At 66.9% G+C, this 21,725-nt stretch carries 14 protein-coding genes and 2 pseudogenes; 3 read left to right on the top strand and 13 right to left on the bottom strand.

The annotated features are described in order from the left end of the window. The first annotated feature begins 69 nt into the window (after nt 1-69). Nucleotides 70-336: a hypothetical protein gene (locus OHA21_RS00340; protein ID WP_328468896.1), complete on the top strand. Its 267-nt coding sequence runs from the start codon at nt 70-72 to the stop codon at nt 334-336. Nucleotides 337-646: 310 nt separating this feature from the next. Here the strand turns inward: OHA21_RS00340 and OHA21_RS00335 are convergent, their stop codons facing one another. The 8 genes from OHA21_RS00335 to OHA21_RS00300 all read right to left on the bottom strand — a co-directional run bounded on the left by OHA21_RS00335 (nt 647) and on the right by OHA21_RS00300 (nt 9,005). Then, complete coding sequence (locus OHA21_RS00335; RefSeq protein ID WP_328468895.1) at nt 647-1,483, bottom strand: hypothetical protein; 837 nt, start codon at nt 1,481-1,483, stop codon at nt 647-649. A 184-nt stretch (nt 1,484-1,667) separates the two neighbouring features. Beyond that, nucleotides 1,668-2,129, bottom strand: coding sequence for a hypothetical protein (locus OHA21_RS00330; protein WP_328468893.1), 462 nt, complete (start codon nt 2,127-2,129; stop codon nt 1,668-1,670). 84 nt (nt 2,130-2,213) lie between these two features. Then, entirely contained in the window at nt 2,214-2,582 is a 369-nt protein-coding gene (locus OHA21_RS00325) for a hypothetical protein (protein ID WP_328468891.1), read from the bottom strand. Continuing rightward, nucleotides 2,579-2,857 carry a hypothetical protein gene (locus OHA21_RS00320; RefSeq protein WP_328468889.1) on the bottom strand — a complete coding sequence of 93 codons (279 nt, stop codon included), beginning with the start codon at nt 2,855-2,857 and terminating at the stop codon, nt 2,579-2,581. The genes OHA21_RS00325 and OHA21_RS00320 overlap by 4 nt, the downstream gene beginning before the upstream one ends. Before the next feature lie 195 nt (nt 2,858-3,052). After that, nucleotides 3,053-4,105, bottom strand: a complete 1,053-nt coding sequence (locus tag OHA21_RS00315; protein ID WP_328468887.1) for a tyrosine-type recombinase/integrase — start codon at nt 4,103-4,105, stop codon at nt 3,053-3,055. Next, nucleotides 4,102-4,464 carry an AbrB/MazE/SpoVT family DNA-binding domain-containing protein gene (locus OHA21_RS00310; protein WP_328468885.1) on the bottom strand — a complete coding sequence of 121 codons (363 nt, stop codon included), beginning with the start codon at nt 4,462-4,464 and terminating at the stop codon, nt 4,102-4,104. The genes OHA21_RS00315 and OHA21_RS00310 overlap by 4 nt, the downstream gene beginning before the upstream one ends. Before the next feature lie 216 nt (nt 4,465-4,680). Then, complete coding sequence (locus tag OHA21_RS00305) at nt 4,681-6,429, bottom strand: recombinase family protein (protein ID WP_328468883.1); 1,749 nt, start codon at nt 6,427-6,429, stop codon at nt 4,681-4,683. 695 nt (nt 6,430-7,124) lie between these two features. Then, nucleotides 7,125-9,005 carry a hypothetical protein gene (locus OHA21_RS00300; protein WP_328468881.1) on the bottom strand — a complete coding sequence of 627 codons (1,881 nt, stop codon included), beginning with the start codon at nt 9,003-9,005 and terminating at the stop codon, nt 7,125-7,127. 294 nt (nt 9,006-9,299) lie between these two features. Between OHA21_RS00300 and OHA21_RS00295 the strand changes: the two genes are divergently transcribed. Continuing rightward, nucleotides 9,300-11,801, top strand: a complete 2,502-nt coding sequence (locus OHA21_RS00295; protein WP_328468879.1) for a BTAD domain-containing putative transcriptional regulator — start codon at nt 9,300-9,302, stop codon at nt 11,799-11,801. A gap of 406 nt (nt 11,802-12,207) precedes the next feature. Here OHA21_RS00295 and OHA21_RS00290 read toward each other — a convergent pair whose 3' ends face one another. The 5 genes and pseudogenes from OHA21_RS00290 to OHA21_RS00270 form a co-directional block, all read right to left on the bottom strand. Next, a complete protein-coding gene (locus OHA21_RS00290) occupies nt 12,208-12,405 on the bottom strand; it encodes a hypothetical protein (RefSeq protein WP_328468878.1) in 198 nt (65 codons plus the stop codon). 214 nt (nt 12,406-12,619) lie between these two features. After that, nucleotides 12,620-13,642 (bottom strand): annotated as a pseudogene (locus OHA21_RS52645) (AAA family ATPase); the annotation flags it as partial. A gap of 911 nt (nt 13,643-14,553) precedes the next feature. Further along, nucleotides 14,554-15,579: an IS3 family transposase gene (locus OHA21_RS00280; protein ID WP_328478429.1), complete on the bottom strand. Its 1,026-nt coding sequence runs from the start codon at nt 15,577-15,579 to the stop codon at nt 14,554-14,556. Beyond that, nucleotides 15,576-16,007 (bottom strand): hypothetical protein, encoded by a 432-nt coding sequence (locus OHA21_RS00275; protein ID WP_328468874.1) that lies wholly within the window; start codon nt 16,005-16,007, stop codon nt 15,576-15,578. The genes OHA21_RS00280 and OHA21_RS00275 overlap by 4 nt, the downstream gene beginning before the upstream one ends. 81 nt (nt 16,008-16,088) lie before the next feature. Beyond that, nucleotides 16,089-16,814 (bottom strand): annotated as a pseudogene (locus OHA21_RS00270) (PHP domain-containing protein); the annotation flags it as partial. A gap of 409 nt (nt 16,815-17,223) precedes the next feature. Here OHA21_RS00270 and OHA21_RS00265 point away from each other — a divergent pair. Continuing rightward, nucleotides 17,224-21,153, top strand: a complete 3,930-nt coding sequence (locus OHA21_RS00265; protein ID WP_328468870.1) for a hypothetical protein — start codon at nt 17,224-17,226, stop codon at nt 21,151-21,153. The last annotated feature ends 572 nt before the right edge of the window (nt 21,154-21,725 follow it).

Genomic DNA, 21,725 nt, shown 5'->3' with positions numbered 1-21,725 from the left:
GGGACAACGTCGTGGACCCGCGTCCCCGCCGCTCCCTACCGTCGAGACCAGGCGACAGAGGAGGACATCGTGGTCTACGACGACGATCCCGCGGAGCCGGTCTACATCCCGGTCTACGACGAGGATCGACCCGACGATCCCGCACTGGTGTTCCCGCCGAGAACCCAGGACGAGTACGACCTGATCGCTGAGATGGCCAGCGAATACGAGGAGTGGGACGCGCTGCGCATCCACAGCGAACTGATGCGGGAAGGGGCCGAGGTGGAGCTCGGAGCGGTGCGCTACGTCGTGGCCGAACTCGAGGAGCGGGAAGCGGGCTTCGAGCGGGGGTTCTGACGAGCGTTCCGGCGGAAGCCGGCGGCCAGCTTCGCCCAACTCGGACCGTGCCGGCAGGCTGCTGCCCGCCGCCGCGGACGAGTTCTTCGCCGCCCGCCGCCTGACGCCGCCGGGCCGCTCCGGCTCGAAGGCCGGCTGGAGGCGATACGCCTGGCCGCCGGTAGCTGGCCTGGCGCCGCGTGAGACCCGCACGACACGGCAGCGTGCTCCCAGTCGCCACCACCTCCTTATACGTTCCCATCACCGACCTTGAACCGGGTGTACGAGGCCGTACCCGAGACGATCAAGTACAACGGCGAATGAAAGGTGTTCAGTTCCGGAGTCGAATCTGGTAAGCAATCTTGACGGAAACATGAGGACCGCCACCGTAATCGACCGTCGGTTCGACGTCGAGGACTTGGCATAGGACATGCCCCGTATTATTCCGGAAAACCGCGATGTCGCCAATACCTACTTTGGCAAAGTGGCTGCCGTAATCCAGTGCGTCCGGGTCGTCTATTTCGTCGAACTTCCTTGCGTACCGAGCAAGGGCCACCACGCCGGGGTGTCCCGCGTTCGCATACACCGAGTCGGCACCACAAGTCCCCCAGCGCGTATTCCAGCATGGTGAGTCGATGCTCTCATCGACGGAGAAAACGTACTGTCCACCATTTTGCGTGTGGTCGAACTTTGCGACCCCTTCGAGGCCGTTCCGACGAAGGAAGAAGCCCTCGAAGCGGGCGGTGATTAACTCCAACTCATCTCGGAAGTCGGCGTCGAAATCCCAGCAATGGATACCATTGTCAACCAGGGCCCGCCAGCCCAACCGGTATACCTGAGGGTTAATATCGTATCTGCCAATGTATACGTCCGATACTCCCGCTCCGACCAAAAGGTCCGCGCAAGGGACCCGGCCGGTGCGCGAATTGGAGCAAGGCTCCAGAGTGGTGAACGCCGTTGCGCCATGAAGGCTGATACCCTGATCGTTCGCCTTTTTGAGCGCGACCTGCTCGGCGTGTAATCCGCCTGGCATCTCCCCGCGGGAGCCGGAGCACAGAACTTCTAGGTTGCGCGCGATGACTACTCCGACGCGCGGCTGGCCCTCGGGTGATTTAAGTGCCTCATCCACGGCGAGGCGCATGAACCGCCTGCGAAATTCTGCATCCACTTCGCCATCAACTCATAATCGAGAGCGCGGGTCGAAGCAATGCGATCACTGATCGAGTAAGATGTAATCTTTAAGGCGCGTTTATCATGGCATGAAATCGCAGGGCCGACTGCTGCAACGGCTCGCAATCGCCGCCAAAGCAACGCGCTCATTTGCCGCGATGAAAGCTCGGCCGGTCGATGTTTCACCCAGGGTCGGCGAGGAAGACGACACGGTCGGCCGCCACGAGGTAGGCGATCATCGGTGGGTAGGTGTTGTCGCCTTCGCTGTACACGCAGACGTCTTTCTGGAGTGCATCGCCCAAAGTCCGCAAGAGTTGGCAGAACGCATCCAGCCGTTCCTGGCCTTGGATTTGGTGGAGGTCGACGTCGCTGAGGATTTCTTCCTCGGCGTACGGCCTTATGATCCACTCCAGGCTGGGATCGGGCCACACCGTTAACAGCGTCCTCGGCTCGCCGGGCTCGAAAACGAAAAGGCCGCTCGCGGATTTCGGTACCGGCATCACCCGGTCACCGCGGTTGTACTCGCACCGCCATCCGTGCGAGCGGACCAGGCCAAGGAGGAGTTGCCAATCGGCCAACGCCGTATCCGCCACGACTACGTCCGGGGCGCTGCCGTTCTCCGTCGGGTCGAACCATTGCTTCACGTCGTCCCAACGCAGGTCACCACGACGCCATGATCCCCGAAGGGTCCGCCGGAGGCATCCTGATTTGCCGCTGTCCGCGCCGGGCTATCCCGCGGAGGCACGCCACCAGGTAGTCAATTGCTCCGCCACAAGGTTCGTCTCGTCCGGATCGACTGACATGCCGAAGTGATCGGCAGGTTCGTCATTAAGGAACTGCTGGATGGCGTCGGTGTCCTCGCCCGCGGCCAGGCGGCGGAGCAGAGGCGAGATCATGCAGTCGTACTCGTCGGTGTTGGTTTCAGGATCGAAGACGCCGATGAAGTCCCACTTATTCAACAGCTGACGGAGTTCATGCCACCGGTGGTCCACCCATCCATGATCGCAGTATCGAGCACGAGACAGCGCAATCCAGGCGGCGCCAGCAAACATCCGCTTCTGCCGCGAAGCGGTCGGATTGAGCCGCATGGCGGTCATGTCGACGCGGAAGGCTGAATCCGTGGGTCACGGAGGATCGCGAAGAGGTAGGCCCGCCCAGTTATCCGCTGGTCAACATCAGTCAGGGTAGCGTCGGACCCCATCGCCCAGATCTGCCTCGCACCCTCCATGAGTAACCAGGGCTTGGCGCGGCTGACCTTGATTCGAGATCCGTCGACCTTGTAGGTCATCGGTAGACCGCTTCGTGTTTGGAACGCCTCGCCCTGATGCTGCCGGATGAGGCGTTCCACCTCGGAAAAGTCATCGCCTGCCATGCAATCGAGCATGGACTACAAACGATGGTCGCCCGCAAGTGTTGCTAACCGAACGGCCGATGATACGAAGCTAGGGCGACATCCGCTTCCGCTGTCATCGCGCGTCCGCCGGAATCCGGCACCAACTCTCCGTGACCCGGCGCCCCCGAGGCGCAGGTACTACTGATCCCGTGTGCACATCGTTTGGTCGTCCGACTACTGGACTGGCGACATCTCACCTCCTCCGTCGGCGGCGGCGAGCGGGTGAGGCTCGCCGGTAAGTCCTTGCAGCGCGGTCGCCACCTCGGGCAAGCCGGCCTTCACATATTGCGCCGTGGTGCCCGCCTCGGATCGCGAGCCGCTGTGCCCGGCGTACGCTGCGGCGACGCCGTAGCCGTACGCCCGCTCGACCCAGGTCAGCGTGGTGTGCCGCAGCCAATGCATGCTGATCTGCTGCACCGCCACCCACGGCAGCTGCCGGCCGATCCGCGCCCACAGATAGTCATACCGGCGGCGGGTGATCGCACGGCCACTGCGATACCGCAGCAACTGCCCATCCTCCTGCGCGTCGCGGTCCTCGGCGTGCCGCCGCAGGTGCCGCATCAGGGTCGGGGATACCGGCTGCCAGCGGACCGTGCCGCCCTTCTCCCTCAATAGGATGAGGCACTGCTCTGCGTCCAAATCGATCGGTCGCAACGCCAGGGCTCCCCCGCGGCGGCACGCAGTCTCGGTGTGCAACCGCAGCAGCAGACTGTCCAGCACCGGATCATCGCCGGTCGACGCGGCGACCTCGTTGATCTCCGCAAGCCGCACGTCGGCCACCGCCCGGCGCGTACTTGGCTGCCGACCCGGCTTCGCCACCCTCAGCGCCGGATTACAGGTCTCCGGGATCAGCCCGTCGGCGGCGGCCCGCCGGTACAGACAGCGCAACGCGGCGATCAGATGCTCCGCCGCACCCCTACCGCCACGGGCGTTGCGCCGCAGCACCGCCGTCGCCCGAATCCGCCCGGCCAAAGCCTCGATCTCCGACGGCGTCGGCTCATCCAGCCGCCGCTCACCCCACTGCACGACCAGCTTGGTCCAGTACGAGCCGTACACCCGCCGCGTGCCGTCACCAACCGCCGCCGCCACGACCGGCACATACTCGGCGAACGTCGGCACCGCCTTACCGGTCGGCTGCTCGAGCAGGTCGGCCGGCGAGATCCCCATCCTGGCCAGCAACAACCGGGCAGCCTCCAACTCCGTCACACTCACCGTGCCGGCGCTCACGCAGCATCACCACCCAGCACCGCAGCATGCAGGGCGGCGACGACCGTATCGACGACGGCCGGCGGATGGACGACCAGCCGCTGCTGATCGGCCAGGGCCACGAGCAGAACCCGGTCGCCGGCGGACAGTCCGCACCACGCTCTGACCGAAGCAGGCAGCCGCAGGTGCCCGGGCGCGGCCACCGTCATCCGGCCGACCGGGTCCGGCATTACCACGATCGAACCCTGCCTCACCGCCGCAGTCAGCCGCAATCCGGGAACCCACCCGAGAACCAACACCACGTGCCGGTCCGCCACCCGGCCACGGGCGTCGAGTGTGGCCAGCCCGTAGACCACACCGGCGTCGCGGACGACCGGCATACGCGACAGTGGCAACGACGCCCGTCTCATCGGCGACAGCGAGGACATTCGAGGGTCTTGCGGCGGCACGGCCGGGATCAACGCCGGGACTACGGCAGCCATGACGCCCACATCCCCAACCTGCTGGAGGTGGCAGAACAATCCGTCCCGCTGACGTGTTCAAGTGCGCTTGACCACTGGTCCGTCAAAAGTCGCACAGATGCTACGCGTGGGGGTTCAAGTCCCCCCTCGGACACAACCTGAATCCCAACGGTGCGCGGCAAGATCTACATCTGCCCGCACCGTTTGGCGTTCCTGTAGGTAAGTCAGTCGTAGCCCCAGGTTGCGGTATACCTGCTGTTTATGGTCGGGGTCCGCTTCTGCGAGCACGGTGACCATGTCGCCGAGTTCCTCGACGATCGCCAGGACGTCGTCGGCGGTCAGCTGGCTGCTTTCCTCGGCGCCGGATGGTTGCGCGGCCTCAACCTGCTGGCGGATCAGGGCACGCTGGCGCTCCTCCTGGGTTTCGGCGATCCATCCAGTCACCACTGCCGGGTCCGCTCCCGCCTCCAGCGCAGCCCGGTAACGAGCGAGCTTCGCATCACAGTCGGCCACGGACGGCCCGGCCGGCGCAGCGAGTGGCGAGGCGCCCGGCATGCTGGCCGTGGCTTGCTCGACGAGCTTGGCGACGGTGTGCCGGCGTTGCAGCGGGCTGAACTCCTGCGCCAGCCAGGTGTCCAGCGGTTTGATCAGCCTGTCTTCGCGCAGGATCACGTTGCGCGGATGCTCGACCTTGTTGACCAGCGCATACTCCTGCGGGAAACGGCAGCGGTAGTAGGCAGTGCCGTGTGAGTGCTGGCCCTGCATCTTGCGGTCGCAGACCCCGCAGTGGATCAGGCTCTTGAATACGTACGGGTGACGTGAGCGGTGCGCCCGTTTCGGTGCCGTACCGGTCCTGCCCCGTGTCGCCAGCATCTGCTGGACCCGGTCAAAGGTCGCCGGCTCGATCAGGGCCTCGTGGACCGGCTCTTTGGAGGTGACCCACCGCTCGCGGCCGTTCCATCGCATGACCGCGGTGTGGCCGAGCGCGACGTCGTTGACGTCGAGCAGCACGTCGTCGGTGCGCTGCTTGTTCCAGACCTGGTGACCGGTGTACCGCGGGTTGTTCAAGATGACCCGGATCGCGCTTTTGGACCAGGCCCGTCCGTCGCGGTGCGGGTTGCGGTCACGGTCATACGCTGACGGGCAGGGGATGCCGCTGCGGGTGAGCTCCTCGGCAATGGCGAACATGCCGTATCCGGCCAGGTACCTCGCGAAGATGGTCTGCACGACAGCTGCGGCCCGAGGGTCCGGGATGAGTCCGTGCAGGCGTTTGCCTTCGGCGGCCTTCGCCGGATTCGGGTGCGGTCCCAAGTCGGCGAGGGCGTAGCCGTACGGCGGGCGCCCGCCCAGGTAGCGGCCTTCCAGCAGGGTCTGGGAGGCCATCGCTGTGCGGACCCGGACCCTGATGCGGTTGCGTTCGCCTTTGCTCATGCCGCCGAACACGGACATGACCAGGTCGTGTGCCTCGTTGTCCGGGTCGATCGGTCCGCCCACCTCGGGCACCCACAGCTGGACGCCGTAGTGGTGGAACAGGGGCATGGTCAGACCGAACTGGTTGCCATAGAAGGCACGGTGCGGCTCACCTATAACCACCGCGGTGAAGCCACGGCGCTTGTCCTGCAACGTGGCCAGCAGTCGACTGGCCTCCGGCCTTCGCTGCCATGGCAGGGAGCGGCTCTGCCCGATGTCGAAGAACTGCGCGACGACCAGGCCGCCGCGCGGCGTGATGAGTGTCCGCGCGAGTGACAACTGCCAGTGGCGTGATGACTCCGGGTCCTGGTGGTCCTCGGTCGAGACACGGCCGTAGAAGGCGAACCGGATTTGCGGGGCCGCGAAGCTTGCCGCTGACAAGTTGCGGCCAATTCTTTCGTTGTCTACTGTCATACTTCCTCCGAGGGTGCTTTGATTTCTTCTTCGGACCGTTTTCGGCGCACCTCCATGATTAGACGCAGGAAGGCGCGCGCGGCCAGCGGCCCGAATACGGGCGGATCCGGCGGGGTGATGACGTGCGGGACTGGTGGCACATCGCCCGATTCATCATGACGATCATATCCCTGAACAGGCATAACGCGCGAATCAGGTTCTATGTTATTCATACATACCCCCCATTTGTTCCAATTCCCACCTACGGAATTAATCGCAGCTGCGAACACACCTTTCCCCCTACTCTTTGTTCTGCGAATTCGAGGACTTCGCTTGACGCCGATCTAATACCAAGCCCGGCGAGCCAAAGGACAGAAGTCATCGCTGCCACGCGTGCAAAATGAGCGTGGTGACTGCAATTGATAGGTAAACGTCGCACCGGTCGAAGGCAGTGCACTTCGGCCGGATTGGGGCGCCTGGCCGAGACAGCAAGAAGGCCCACCGAGGATGGCTACCTCGATGGGCCTTCGCTTACGATGCCGTGCGCGGGTTATCCCGAGACGACTGCTGGTCGTTCGACGACTCTGTGATCACGTCCCCTCGGTCTCGCTGGCGAATGGCCGCCGTCCGCGTCCAGGGCGTTGTCCGCGGAGCCGCCGCCGTGGTGAAGGGGCCGCAATTGACGGAACGGTACTGGAACCGGGGGCGCCAGACGGTCAGCTCTTTGGGAGCCAGCGGGTGACCGGGTGATCGTGGGGTGTGGCGGCGCGCACCGTGTCGGCTGTCGCCGTGGAGTACCACCAGAGAAGCGCGGCGATGTACGCGATCGTCAGGTAACCCATGGTCGGCACGGTGACGATCAGGGCGTAGCCGGGAACGAGGATCAGGCCGATGGCGATGCGGATGCCGAGGTGGCGGGTGACTGTGGCGGCCGTGGCCACGCCGAGGATGGCGGCGCCAGCCGCGGCGACGACGACGTAGTTGCCGGTGAAGTTGACGGGGAAGGTCAGGGTGTACGCCGCCTGGACGAGGTAGACGCCGGTTGCGGCGGTGACGATGGGCCAGATCGGTGGGTGCATGCCGCGCAGCCAGGCGGTGAGCCGGATGCTCGGGATATGCGGCGACGCCAGGGCGATGATGGCTGCACAGACTGCAATCGGGGCGGCTGCGGTGACTGCCCAGCGCAGGTAACGAGGGTCGGACAAGCCGACGCCGACACCGGTGCCCAAGCCGAACAGACCGGCGAGGGCAAGACTGGCGGCTGCGGCGGCGAAGTACGAGCGGCGCAGCAGCCAGCCGGTGGAGACGGTGTCGGCCATGCCTCGCGGGGAGAGCCATGTGGTCGGGGCCAGCTGTGCAGCAGCCGCGGCGGCAGTCGCGGCCAGGACCGCCGCAAGGGCGATGTTCTCGACGGGCAGGCGTACCCATCGGGTGTCGCCTCCCCAGGAGGAGCCGATGTCGGCGGTGGTGATCGTCTGGAGCAGTAGAGCGACTGCGGTGGCGGCGAACGCGGCGACCCCGGTGAGGCTGCGCAGTGTCAGCCGGGCTCGAGGCAGACGCGTGGTGGCAGCCGTCAGCCCTGAATCCGCACGAGTGCCGGCAGTGAGGCGCGCGGCGCCGACGGCGAGTTGCTCCGGCTGGGTGACAGCGCTCGGCGCGGGCAGACCGGCGTCAGTGAGCGCCGCTTGAACGTCCGGGACGGTGCCGTCGTAGGCGACCAGGACCGCAGCGGTGACATCCGCGAGGTCGATGTCCGCGTCGGCCAGGATTTGAGTCACCGCCGGACCGAGCTGTTTGAGGTGGGGCTGTGCCGCCGCCTGCAGGTCGGCTGCGTCCATCACGACCGGGCTGGGCTGCTCAGGCAGCAGCACCGCGGTGCGGTCCGCGCCGGCCAGCGCCATGCGGGCACGGTCGATCTCACCCGCAATCCGCCAATCCAGCTCGGTAGATATGTCGTCCCCGCCGCTACGCCGCTGGACAGATACAGCGAGAGCGCGATGAATGCCGGGCGCATCGGGATCCTGCGCGGAAGCTGCCGCGAGTTGCGCGTACTGATTCGCGACGTCCAGCAAGGCCAGGCGGGGACAATCGTCCTCAACCAGGCAGACCAACACGTACGGGCCGCGTTGACCCTCCACTCGCTGGACTGAAGCGGTCGCCGCCGCTGCTGCGGCCGCGGTGACGATCGCTGGTTCCGGCAGCCCGGCGGTGGTCGCGGCTTGAGTGAGACGCTGCCGGGACTTCGGCCCCCACGGTTGCGGTGTCGTGACGGTCAGGGCAGCCACCGGCGCATTCGCCTGCGTCGAGGCAGCGTTGGCGGCATACGCAAGCAACGCCGAGACGGCGGCCATCGGCTGTGTGTCTGCCTCGCCGGAGGTTCGCAGTGCCGCCATCGGGTCGGACAGGTACGCCTGCGCGGGATCGGCCGTGGCGGACCCGACGAGTGTCGCACCGGTCTGCGCGTCGATGGCGACGGCGCTGGGGATACGGGTCTGGCCCTCGAAGGTGACCGTCCAGGTCCGGCCGCCGATGGTTACGGCGGCTGTGGTCCATCGATGTCCGAGGTGGACGCTGAGGTGCAGGTCTGCCGTGGCCATGCCGCAGTGTCTCGCCATCGCGCCGTGCGCCGTGGCCCTCGCCCGTGTGCGGCGGCGGGATCTTCGGACTGTGAAAGGTCATCACAATTGGGGTGGCGAGGATGAATCTTCACACGATAGTCAGGGTGATTCGCGTCGATGTTCGGGGGACACGTGCCGATAGACGAAGAACAGCTGCCACAACCGGCCCGCCAGCGGATCGCGTACTACTCCCGGCAGCCATCGGTGTGGCCCGCCCCAACCCCCGATCCGCCAAGACCCCAGCGAGTACGCCGACTCGTCGCAACAATCCGGATGCTCCTCGTCGCGGGTGCGCTGCTTGTCGTACCGCCCTGGTTGCTCTGGCAGGTGTCCGGCAATCCGATCACCGAGCTGTCATCGTGGTGGACCTCCGAGCCGTTCGCCACCGATTCGCGCACAGCGCCGGCTGCCGGACTGCGTATCGCGCTGATCTGGGCCGGCTGGCTGTTCTGGGCCCTGCTGGCGACGCTGCTCATCGGCAGCCTGCTCGGCGTCGTTCGCAACCGCCGCCTACCACGGTGGCGTCTGCCAATGTCGGTCCACCGCCTCATCTTCGGGCTCACCGGCACCGCCACCGTCGCTGTCGTCAGCACCCCGGCTGCCGCAGCGATCGCGAGCCCTGTCCCGTCGGACACGGCAGCCGCCCACGCCGGGCCGAGTACAAGCGTCGAGCGAGCCGTCCGTGAAGCCATCCCGCCCGGGCTCGTCGCCCGACAGGACAGCATCGCCGATACCACGACGATCACGGTCTCCACCGGTCAGATTCGCTACGAGCATCGCGTGCGCAAGGGCGACACCCTGTCCAAGGTCGCCAAGGTCTGGTTACGCGACCCCGATAGGTGGGGCGAGATCTGCTGGCTCAACAAACACCGACACTTCACCACCGGGACGCTTACCGACTGCGACCTCATCTATCCCGGCTGGGAACTACGGCTGCCCGCCGACGCCGTACCGCCGGCCGACGCCAAGCCCACCGCCCCGAAGCGTCCCAACGTCAAGCCCCGCCCCACGCCACCACGAACCAGCCCGACACCGGCCCCGACCGCGTCCGTCGCTGCAACACCGCCGCCGAGCTCCGACGCCATTGACCACGCCGAAGACACGGATGACAAACCGTCCGCAGGCGCGGACCTCGTCCTGCCCGGCGGCAGCGTCATCCCCTGGACCTTGGCGTCCGCGATCAGCGCCACCGCCGCCCTCGTCTGGTTGCAACGCCGGCGCCGCGACCGGCCCGGCAGCGACGAAAATCTCCAGGACCTACCCGCCCCGGTACGCGCCGCCCAGCACCACACCCACACCACCCCGCCGCCCGCTCCCCCAGCCGAAACCGGCAAGCAGCGACTGCCCGACGGCGGCGTCGGCCTGGTCGGCGCCGGAGCTGACTCCGCCGCCCGAGGACTGATCGTCACCGCCCTGACCAGCGGCACTCCCGCCGAACCCGATCAGCGCGCCGAAGTCATCATCGACCGGCAAACCCTGCAGGATCTGATCGGCGACGCACCCCTTCCCGGTTGGCCCCGGCTGCACATCACCCACACCGTCGACCAGGCACTGACCCTGCTCGACACCCGGCTGCTGCACCGCGCCCGCATCATGGACGATCACCAGCTCACCGACATCGGCGAACTGCGTGACGCCGCACCCGCCGAAGAGGCCCTGCCACCGCTGACCTTGATCACTCAAGCGGAGTTGGCCGCACCCAGCAGCCGAGCACGGATCACCTTCGCGCTGACCCATGACCTCGACGTCACCGTCATAGTCCTCGGCCACTGGCCCTACGGCCACAACGTCTCAGTCGCCGACGACGGGCAGACCGCGCCCGACGCCGACGACGTACCGGACATCGGCAGGCTCGCCGTCCTCGACCGCGCCACGACACGAGACCTCCTCGCCACCACCCGCGAGGCCCACACCGGCGAACCCATCAGCTCACTCCCGGCAACATCAGCACGATCGGCGGAACGGGTTCCAGCCGCGGAACCGTCGGCAACAGACGCCAGCAGCGCCATGGATCAACGCGTCCGGCTCAGAGTCTTCGGCCCACCACAGATCGAAAACGTCGTCCAGCCCGGACGGCCCCTGCGCCGCAAGGCAGCCGAACTCGCCGTCTACCTCGCCTGCCACCCCGACGGCGCCGACACCGACACCCTCGCCGAACACCTCGCCCCGGACGCTCGGATGAACCAAGCCCGCCAACAGGTCCACACCAACGCCAGCAACCTGCGCCACGTCTTCACCCGCGCCGGCGGCGCCCACCCCAACGGCTACGTGATCAAGAAGGGCGCGTCCGCCCGCTACCGCCTTGATCCCGACACCGTCTACGTCGACCTCTGGCACTTCAACAAATTAGTCCGGCGCGCGCAGCATGCTCCGCCGTCAGAACGCACTGAACTGCTCGAACAGGCCTGCGCACTCGCCGTCGCGCCACTGGCCGACGGATGCGACTACGAATGGATCACACCGCACCGCGAACAGGCCCGCCGATCCGTCACCGAGGCACACCTCAACCTTGCCGAGCACCTTCTGCCCGACCATCCGCAACAAGCCGCGACCGTCCTCCAGCAGGCAATCGCTCTCGATTCCATGAACGAACAGCTCTACCGCCAAGCAATGCGAACCAGCCACGCCCTGAACGACCCGGACGGCATCCGCACCCAGCTACGCGCCCTCACACGAGCCCTGAACGACATCGACGCCGAGCCCAGCGAGGAGACCATCGATCTGGCTGAACAACTCTTGGGGGCCACCCGCCACCCGGGCAACGAGAAGTCATGATGACCGCCCCGCAAGTACAAGCGTTGGCAGCGCGAAGCCCCCATGCACCTGTGGCAGCTCGACCTGGTCGGCGGGATCTACCTCGCCGACGGCCGCGAATGAAAAAATGCCGACCGGCGGTTTGTGATGACCGCCGGATCGGCTGGCGGGCTCGCCCGGCCGGATGAGGACGCGGGCGAACATGATCGCCGCAGCTCGGACTCCGGACCTAAATCCAAGTCTAGGGGCGGAGGGTTTTCCGTAGCCGACCACGCCAACGCGTACGCCTCGGATGGAGAAAGACCTCGATATCCGACAACGCGTTAGTCGCACCGAGTTGGCGCAACTTGGGGACCACCCGGTGTTCGTCCAGCCGGCCATAAACCCTCGCCAGGTGCCCCAGGCAAGTCGCGGCAAGCAGTCTCACTTAGCGATCATCATGGTCGAGCAGAGCAAGATAGAGGTCTTGTAGCTCCTCCCAATCCCCGTCGCCATAGAGAACGGCGCCGACCATGGCGTCCAAGGCGTTGGACACCTCGCCGCGACCGAGCGCCATACGCACCTCGATCGGTGTTGCTGACACCGAATTGTGGAAGCGTTGATGCTCATGGCCCATGAGATCCATCTTTGCTCACCAGGAACGCCCATCAGCCAGCAGCCGCGCCGCTGGGGCGACCGGAACGCGGAGGTCCGCGCGTCAGCGGAACGTGACAGGGGTTCGCTGCGCCCAAGAGCATGGCGAACTCGTTTTCATCGGGGACTGAACACAAGATTTGCGGCAAATCCGGATACTCGGATAGGTCGCACGGGCACCGCGCGGCGTTATAAGAGACCACTTCCTACCGGGCGGCAGCTCGGTAACGGCGCGCGCGATCCCGGAAGGCTCGATCACCACCTTCGAGGATCTGCCGGGCCGCGTCGGCGACAGCCGGTTCGTCGATAGCACCGCACGCGACGACCCGGCTTTGGTCGGCCGTGGCGTCTAGGGCGAGAATCAGCTCGGCGTCACCGAGGATTGGGATATTCGGGTTGTGGGTGGCGACGATGACCTGCCGACGGTCGGCCACCTCAGCGATCTGCCGCACCACCTGGTCGTAGATGTAGCGGTTATCCAAGTCGTCCTCGGGCTGATCGATGATCAGCGGGTTGACGCCGGTTACCAACGCCAGGGACAGCATCGCCGTCGCTTTCTGCCCGGGACTCACGTCACGGACGTTGAGCCAGCGCGCTTGTCCCGCCTCGCCGAGGTCGATCTCCACCACGATGAGATCGGGAGTGACGCATCCTTCGATCTTGCGTACCTGGCTCGGTGACAGCTCGCGAAGTTTCTGGGCGGTGGTAGCGCTGGCGCCCAGCTTGACTACCTGTTCGTCGTCGCCGCGCAAGGCGGTCACGAGCGCAGCCGGGCCGGCGTCGGCCAACTTCGCGAGTTGGTCACGATTCACCCGCGTGACGAGACCGGCCAGCAGTTCCAGCAGTCGGGTGCGGTCGGCCTGCGGCTGGACGACGACGCGAACCCGGCCCTTAACCGCGGCGGTCAGTGATTGTGCGGCGGCCTGTAGCTGCTGGGAGATCGAGCTGCGCGCATCACGAAGTCGCTCGACCTGCTCGGTGTGGACCACGTGGAGCTCGGCGAGCCGTTTACGCTGTTCTGGAGCCTGCGCGACGGCACGCCCGAGGGTCGCGGCGCTGCGCTGGAGCTTCGCCAACTCGTCCGGATCCTTGAGGCCAGCGTCGGCCAGAGCGACGTTGATCTGATGACGTGCAACCTCGACACGCTTGCCGTGCTCTTCCAAGGCTGATTTGAGTGCCTCGCGCGTGAAGATTGCAGCTTGGGCGATCACCGTCGCGGCGGCGCGGATCGCGGATTCTGCTTTGGCGCTGACCTCGGTCAAGGTGGTGGGGACGCACGCATGCTCGCGCAACTCGGGCCGGTCGGCGGCCTTCGACACCTGCTCGGCGAGCGGGCCTAAGGTGGCCAGCCATTCCTCGACCGCCGTCACTTCTTCCTGCACTGCGGTGAGGTTCTTGGACTCCTCGACGTGCTGGGCGGCGCCGGCCTGGCCGGCGACCTCCAGCTGATCGCGGACGTCTTTGAGCTTCTCCTCCTTCTCCGTCACCTTCCGCAGAGCGGATTCGAGTGAGTCCAGCTTCTGAGTCGTCGCGTCAAGTTCCTGCTGCCTTCGTCCCTCTTCGGCCTGAGCCTCGAGCAGATCCGGGTCGGCGGAGATTGCGAGGAAGTCGCGCAGCGCGGGCTGGTCGTCGGCGAGCATGGCAAGTTCTCTCTGGCCGTACACGCTAATCCCGAAGCGAAGCGTCACGTCGACATCGAGGTCTAGGCCGTCGCGGCGTAGCTGCGGCGGAGTGTCATCTCCGGAGCGGACGATGTCATAGCGCTGTTGGTCGGCGACCGCGATGCCGATCGTGGCGGTCGCGTTGGCGGAGAAGTTCTCCTTGCGGTTCTTCCGGTTGTCGTCGTTCTTCGGTGCCGGCGCGGCGCAGGCGTGCCGCGTGATCTCCACGGTCGTCGACTTGCCGGTGCCACGGCCCCCGATAATCGCGTTAAGGCCGGGGCCGAGCTCAACGTCGAGACCATCGTGGAAACCACCGCTCACGGCGACGCGAGTCAACCAAGGCCACGTCGGCTCGGGGTTGTCGAGGAACTTCACACCCTGAGTTCGGCCGAACTTCGCGCGCAGATGCTCGGGCAGGCGGATCCGTTGTTCCGGCATCGGAACCTGTCAAGTCAACTGAGACAGTTTCTTGATTTTGTTTAGCTTTGTGCTGCCGGAAGGCTGGTCGTTGGTGCGGCGGCGGCCTGTTCGAGGGCGTTGTCGTCGGGTTTGTTGATCCATGCCTGGTCCGGGAGGCGAGGCGGTTGCGGCCGGCGGCGCCCGAACCGTTGCGGATGGGCGGCCCAGGCGGCGTCGAGGGTGCGTTGCCGCTGCTCGCGGATCTGCCCGGCGGTGCCGTGATGCACCGATGCCGGGGTGTGCAGGCCGATCCCGGAGTGCCGGTGCTCGTGGTTGTAGTAGGTGTAGAACGCCTCGCAGTGCTGCCGGGCGTGCTGGATGGAGCCGAACCGGTTCGGGAAGCTTGGGTCGTACTTGAGTGTCTTGAAGCTGGCCTCGATGAACGGGTTGTCGTTGGAGGTCTTGGGCCGGCTGTGACTACGGCCGATTTTCAGATCGGTCAGTAGCTGGGTGACGGTCTTGCTGGTCATCGCCGCACCCCGGTCGGCGTGCACGATCAACTGGTCCTGGTTCACGCGTTCCCGGGCGGCCGCGTCAGCGATCAGTGCTTCGGCGAGCTGGCCGTCCTCGTAGGCGGCGACCAGATGACCGACGACGTAGCGGGACCAGATGTCGATCACCGTGTAGAGGTGGAACCACACGCCTTTGACCGGGCCGCGCAGCCTCGTGATATCCCAGGACCAGACCTGATTGGGTGCGTCGGCCACGAGTTCGGGCTTGGTCCGGGCCGGGTGCGTGGCCTGGGCCCGGCGTTCACCGGTCTGCCCGGCGGCCCGCAGGATCCGGTACATCGTGGACTCCGAGCACCACCAGCGGCCCTCGTCGAGCTCCCGGGCCCACACCTGCGCCGGTGCCAGATCTTGGTATTCGGGCCGGTTCAGCAGCTGCAGCACCTGCTCACGCTCGGCCTCGGACAACGCGGACGGTGGTGGCTTGCGCGGCGTGCGCGGCTTCGGCTCGGCGGGTGGGTTGCGGCGCCGGTACAGGGTGGCGCGTGACAGGCCGGTCAGCCGGCACGCGGGCGCGATACCCCAGAGCTCGGTCAGCGCCTGCTGCGCCTCGGCGAGGACGGGTTCGGCGTCGGCGCGGTGTCCGCGCTCTCGGAGAGCAGTTCCAAGAGCGCGTGCGCTTTTCCCATGATCGAAAGCGCGGTCTCGGTCTTGGCCAGCTTGGCCTGCAGCCGGGCGTTCTCGCGCTGAAGGCGGGCAAGTTCGGCGTTCTCGGCTTTCTTCGCCGCCCGCGCGGCCGATTGCCGCCGGTCCGTCAGGCCGGCCTCGGCTCCGGCATCGCGGGCCTTGCGCCAGTCGAGAATGTGTGACCCGTACAGCCGTTCCCGGCGCAGGATCGCCCCGCGAGCCGCCGCGTCCGGCGCCGACTCGTACTCGTCCAGGATCCTCGCCTTGAACTCTGCGGTGAATGTCCGCCGCTGGGGCCGGGCGTCCGGATCCAGGCTCTCGTGGGGCTTCGACGTCATGCTGATGTGCTCTCCTCAGGGCCGTCCAGGAAGAGTATCCCCTGGTAGACGGGCTGTCTCACATCAGCGTGACAGGGAGGGCATGAGGAATGCCTGCCGCAAGCTTTCCAGCGTCGGAGGCGTCCCCAGCTTCAGATAGACCGCTCGCTCGCCGACCGACTCCAGGCTGCGCACGTCGCCGGAAACGAACCACGTGGGTAGGTGATCACCGAACTGTGAGCGCGGGTTACGCAACACGTCCGCACCGTCTTGACCCCATACATCGAAGCCCGCAACGAAGCCACTTTGCGCGACCTGAGCGCTGATGTTGCACACGTCCTTGCCGAACAGGCCGATCGCCTTCGCGGTGGAGTGCGGCGCCAGGACCAGCGCCCCGAAGTCGTCCGCGGCTGCTTTGACGATGTTCAGCGGCGAGCCGTTCGTGACCGGGTTGGGCTGACGCCTCTCAGTCAACGCCGGCGGGCCGCTGGGCGGGAACAGCGACGACAGGAACTGCTGCCCACGCTGGTAACCGTCGGACGTGCAGTCCCAGATCGCGATGAGGTGGCACTTGTTGACGTTGACTTCGACGCCCGGAAACACCGTTACCCCATACCTTCGGCCAGCTTCGGCGAGCACCGGGTACCAGGCGATCGTGTTGTGGTCGGTGACGGCCAAGACGGTAACGCCCGCGTCGGCATGAGCTTTGATCAGCGTCGTGGCGAAGGCGGCGTTCGGCTGCGGCCCGCCGACGTCACCGTAATGGTGGTTGAAGTCGACCGGCGTGTGGACATGAAGGTCCGCCAGTGTCCATCGGGAGTAACCCACGACCGAAGACAGTAGATCTACGTGACCGCCAGTCACCACCAGCTTTTGTCCCATTCCCGAACTGAACAAGCACTGATCAGCACCAACGCAGATCCAGATGGCCGGAATCTTCACCCTCCTGAGGTACGGAGAGCGACCGTCTACCGCCCCGCGGATCGCAACGCCCGGACCTGCGCATGGTCGAGAGCCCGAGGATGTCGGCCCTCATCCGAGCCACGCTCGGATCGGAGGGATATCCGCTCATCGGCTACTTGTTGACGCGCGTTGTGGGCGGCATGGGCGGATGGGCCGTGGTTAGTCGCCTCCGGCGTGGCTACGGGTAGGGACTTAGTCGCGATGCGGACGCAGCGCTGCGGCGGCGGCAACGTGTCGTCCAGATGCCCTATCTTGAGACGGTAAGGGGGGTGCGATGACCGAGTTGCTGACCGCGACCGATCTGGAACAGTGGTCGGAACGCAACGACTCGCGCGAGCACCTGCCGACGCTGGTTCGGCGCCTCATCCTCGCGGTGGCCGCTCCGGAGACACTCCGCATGCCCGCCGCAGAAGGCGTGGGGCTGCCAGGTCTCGATGGCGAGGTCACGAGCCCACCGGGCGCGCCGCCGTTCCTGCCGCCGGGGCGCTCCGTCTGGGAGATGGGCACGGGCCGCCACCCTCAGGACAAGGCGCAACGCGACTACCGGAAGCGGGTCGACGGGTCATCTCGGGATGAGCGCGCTGGCGTCGCCTTCGTGTTCGTGACAAGTCGGCGGTGGCCCGGTTCGCAAGACTGGGTTGATCGCCGCGGGAAGGACGACGATGGCTGGGCGAGCATCCGGGTGCTCGACGCGGAGGACCTCGTTGCGTGGCTTGCGCTGTGCCCTGGAGTGCACCGGTGGCTGGCGACCGAGCAGCTCGGGCGGGATCCGCACGGCGTGATCGGTCTGCGCGACTGGTATCGCAACTGGGCTGAATGCACCCAGCCGGCGATCCCGGCAGCGCTGCTGCTGGCAGGCCGCGACGACCAGGTTCACTGCCTTCGGGACTGGCTCCGCGGCGAGCCGGGCGAGCAAGTGGTGGCTTCGGCGAGCCGGGACGAGTCCGTGGCGTTCGTTGCGGCCAGTCTGCTGGCGCAGGCGCCGCAGGACGTTACTACGACGCTGCGTCAGACGTCCGAGGATCCGCCGGTGGACGCGACCGGCGGGTCGGAGGAACCGGTCGGCGTCGTTGCGGATATGCAGCCGACCGAACCCGATGGATCGTCCACCGCGGAGCAGGATGACGCCGTGATGGGGCTCGCGCACACTACGGGCGCGCTGGCCGAGTTTGAAGCGCTCTTCGAACGGGCCGTTGTCGTGGAGGACGTGCGGGCATGGCGGCGAGTAGCCGCTCACGAACGCCCGACGTTGCTGGTGCCTGTGTTTGCCGATCCTGAGATCGGCGACGCCCTGCGCGCCGGTCATCACGTCTTGCTGCCTCGCGCCGGTCGGCCCGCCGACGACCGGCTCCCACGGCTGCACCGGCACCTCGCCAGGGAGGTCTGGATCGCCGCTGGGCTCGATCACGACCGCGCCGACGAGTACGCACGGGCGGCGAGACGGAGCCTGACATCGTTGCGTCGACGCATCGGCCGGCCCGGCTGGCTCCGCCAGCCGCCGTGGGCCTTGGACACCACGGCGAACCTGCTCGCTCCGCTGCTGCTCGCCGGCGCCTGGGCCGACGACGCCCCAGGCGACCTGGAAGCGCTGCAGAGCTTGACTGACCGTGGCTGGCGGGCGACTGCCCGGGACCTGAGCATGCTGACATCAGGTGAGGACGCGCCGCTGCTGTTGAGAGACCGACGATGGGAGTTCGCCGATCCGGTGGATGCATGGGACGCGCTGAGCCACGCCCTGACGGCCGAGGATCTTGATGCGTTCCAGTCGCTGGCACCGGGCGTGCTGGGCGAGAGCGACCCCGCCTCAGGGTTCACCGCACGAGAGCGCATCATTGCCTCGCTCAGCGAGACCGGCGGGCCGCGTCGACGGCACTCCCATACGCTGCGCCGCGGGATGGCTACGACCACGGCGATCCTCGGCGCGGTCGTCGGCGACCGTGAACTTCCCGGCGGTCTCACCGGTCAGCAGTGCGCGTCCCGGGTCGTCCGTCAGTTGCTCCACGACGCTGACGCCGCGCGCTGGCATGCAGTCGTTGATCTGCTGCCCCTGCTGGCGGAGGCGGCGCCCGAGAGCTTCCTCGCGAGTGTCGAGCGTTCCCTCGACGGAACCGACCGGCCGGTGATGTCGTTGTTCGCCGAGACGCCCGACGACTTCGGGCTAGGCAGCGGAAGTGCCCATTCCCCGCTGCTGTGGGCGCTGGAGAGCCTCGCCTGGTCGCCTGCGCTGCTGTCGCGGGTGGCGGTGGTGCTCGGCCGCCTCGCCGAGCGGGACCCGGGCGGGCGGCTCGCCAACCGGCCCAGCGCCTCACTGGCTGCTGCGCTGCACTTGCGGATCCCGCAAGGCGCGGGAGACGCGGCGGCGCGTATCGCTGCGCTCGACGCCGTCCGGACTGTCGCGCCGATGGCCGCTTGGCGCCTCGCGCTCGACCTCGTCAACCATGCAAACCGAGGGATGATCCTGGTCAGCGGCCCGGAGTTCCGAGACTGGCCGCGTCCGCCGCACGCCACCGTTAACGACATCGTTGACGCACTGGACGCCCTGGCCGCGCGCATCGCCGATGACGTCAGCGCCGATCCGAACCGGCTCGCCGCCGCCTTCGCCCTCGTCGACCGATTCCGGGAGCCCGGCAGGCTCGCGCTGCTCCACGTAGCCGAGACCACATGGCCCGACCTGCCGGAGGAGGGCCGTCGCACCGCCCTCGCCAGCCTCGCGGAGAGGGTCACGATGCACCGCCAGCACCCGGACGCGGGCTGGGCGCTGCCCGATCAGGCCCTCCAGCCCCTCGAAGCGTTCCTGGACACCTACGCCCTCCCGGGGAGCCAACCCGACGATGCCGAGCTGTTCTCCTGGCGGCCTTCTCGACGCGGGCTCAAACTCGGCCGCAAGGACGCCGATCTGGAGGCGCTTGCGTCCGCGAGGACCGAAGCGGTTCGACGCTGCCTCAGCGATGGGCTCTCAGCGGTCCTTCGACTTGCCGAGGCGTCCAAGAACCCGGCGACCGTCGGCTACACCCTGGCTTCAGTTACGACCGACCACGACGCAGCGGTCCTCGAGCACCTCGCGGGCTCGTCGCAGCCCCTGCACGCGATGGCCGCTGCACTGGCTGCGTACCGGCAGCAGCAGGACGTAGGGTGGCTCGCTGCCACGGTAGCCGCTAGGCCCGCGCAGGCTGCAGCGCTGTGCCAGACTGCGGCGATCGACGAGGCTCTGCTGAGGTTCTTGGACGGCCTGGAGCCGGACACGCAAGATCAGTTCTGGCGTGACATGCAACCGTTGGGAGTTCCGGACGCCCTGACGCCGACCGTCGCGCGGCGTCTGCTCGAGCGCGGCCGGGCCTGGACGGTGATCGACTTGCTCAGCGATGCTGGCTGCGGCGCTGACCTCGTACTGGCTGTTCAGGCGTTGCAGGCGCCGGCCGTCACGGCGACCGAAGACATCTCACGCGCACAGTCGCCGGAGTACGCGGTCGGACACGTGCTCGATCGTCTGGAAGAAGCCGGCGCGGACGACACGCTGCTCGCAGACCTCGAGTGGTTCTATCAGCCGCTTCTCGACCACAGCCGGACACCGACGGCTTTGTACCGAGAACTCGCCCGCAATCCCGCACGCTTCGTCGACCTCGTGTCGTTGATGTATCGGCCGGATCCGGACACTGACGCGGCGTCAGACGACGGCGAATCAGCCGGCGAAGACGCGACGGACAGCGCGGCGTCACGGGCGTCCAGTGCCGCCTGGACCATCCTGCGTGAATGGCGCGCACCGCTCCCGGGCTCCGTTGACGGGCAATTGCCGACCACCGAAGACATGCTGCGATGGGTGGAATCGGTACGCGAGAAGCTCACCGCGTCCGGCCGTGCTCGCGTGCTGCCGCGCGTCCTGGGCAATGCGCTGTCCGGTGCCGTCACCGACGCCGACGGCACGTGGCCCAGCGAGCCAGTCCGAGATGTCCTCGAGATTGTCAGAGACACCGACCTCGACGAGCATCTCGCTGTGGCGAGAATCAACCAACGCGGCGTCACAGGCCGCGGTGTCTACGACGGCGGAGCGCAGGAACGCGTACTCGCGGACCGGTACAGCGCGGCGGCGGACCGTGTACGCGGCCGGTGGCCTCGTTCCGGCGCGCTGCTTGACGGGCTGAGCCGGTCCTACCGCGATGACGCCCGCCGGGAGGACCGCTCGGCTGAGGGCCAGGGCGATCGTTGAAGGCTGGCCAGCCCGACTCACGCAACCCCATCCGAACCTCAAGGGGCTCCGAGTCGGGGTCATACATTTGCTCGTCGGTCATGAGAGCGCATATCTGGTTGGTGGGGACGTCGGTGGCCTACTGGGTACGGCGCCCCACCGCCTTGGGGTGTGGCGGGCGCCGCCTGGAGTGATCTCGTCCGACGTCGTTGTCCCATCCTGCTCGCGATGTACAGAGCAGGCATCGCCGGTGCGCTGGCCTGTGGATAACTTCGCTCGGCTTCAACTTTGATGACGGGATGACGGGTAGGGAGGACATGCCGGCGTCGTCGCCGAGGATCGGCTCCGGCGGCGATCACCCCTTGGAGGGCCCTTGGAGGTGTCGGGCCCCCGGCGACGCGGAACAGGCCGGTGTTGTAGTGAACCTCGACCCCTGCCGAGCCGATGCACGGCTCCATGCCTCTTGGCCTGCGAAGACGCGACGTTCGGTGTTATGGAGCGCTCAGGCTTACCGAATGTTATTGGATCGCACCCCGGGTGGTCCGACAGAACCGCTGGTTAAAGCCGCGCAGCATCCGTGCAGACGCCCGGAT

It is taken from the genome of Actinoplanes sp. NBC_00393 (assembly GCF_036053395.1).
Lineage (GTDB): Bacteria > Actinomycetota > Actinomycetes > Mycobacteriales > Micromonosporaceae > Actinoplanes.
This window is presented reverse-complemented; position numbering and strand designations above follow the sequence as displayed.

Bases quoted from the DNA above. Each gene is read 5' to 3' on its own strand.
- OHA21_RS00325 (WP_328468891.1), bottom strand. From the start codon at position 2,582: ATGACCGCCATGCGGCTCAATCCGACCGCTTCGCGGCAGAAGCGGATG.
- OHA21_RS00320 (WP_328468889.1), bottom strand. From the start codon at position 2,857: ATGGCAGGCGATGACTTTTCCGAGGTGGAACGCCTCATCCGGCAGCAT.
- OHA21_RS00310 (WP_328468885.1), bottom strand. From the start codon at position 4,464: ATGCCGGTCGTCCGCGACGCCGGTGTGGTCTACGGGCTGGCCACACTC.
- OHA21_RS00305 (WP_328468883.1), bottom strand. From the start codon at position 6,429: ATGACAGTAGACAACGAAAGAATTGGCCGCAACTTGTCAGCGGCAAGC.
- OHA21_RS00300 (WP_328468881.1), bottom strand. From the start codon at position 9,005: ATGGCCACGGCAGACCTGCACCTCAGCGTCCACCTCGGACATCGATGG.
- OHA21_RS00295 (WP_328468879.1), top strand. From the start codon at position 9,300: ATGCTCCTCGTCGCGGGTGCGCTGCTTGTCGTACCGCCCTGGTTGCTC.
- OHA21_RS00290 (WP_328468878.1), bottom strand. From the start codon at position 12,405: ATGGATCTCATGGGCCATGAGCATCAACGCTTCCACAATTCGGTGTCA.
- OHA21_RS00275 (WP_328468874.1), bottom strand. From the start codon at position 16,007: ATGACGTCGAAGCCCCACGAGAGCCTGGATCCGGACGCCCGGCCCCAG.
- OHA21_RS00265 (WP_328468870.1), top strand. From the start codon at position 17,224: ATGACCGAGTTGCTGACCGCGACCGATCTGGAACAGTGGTCGGAACGC.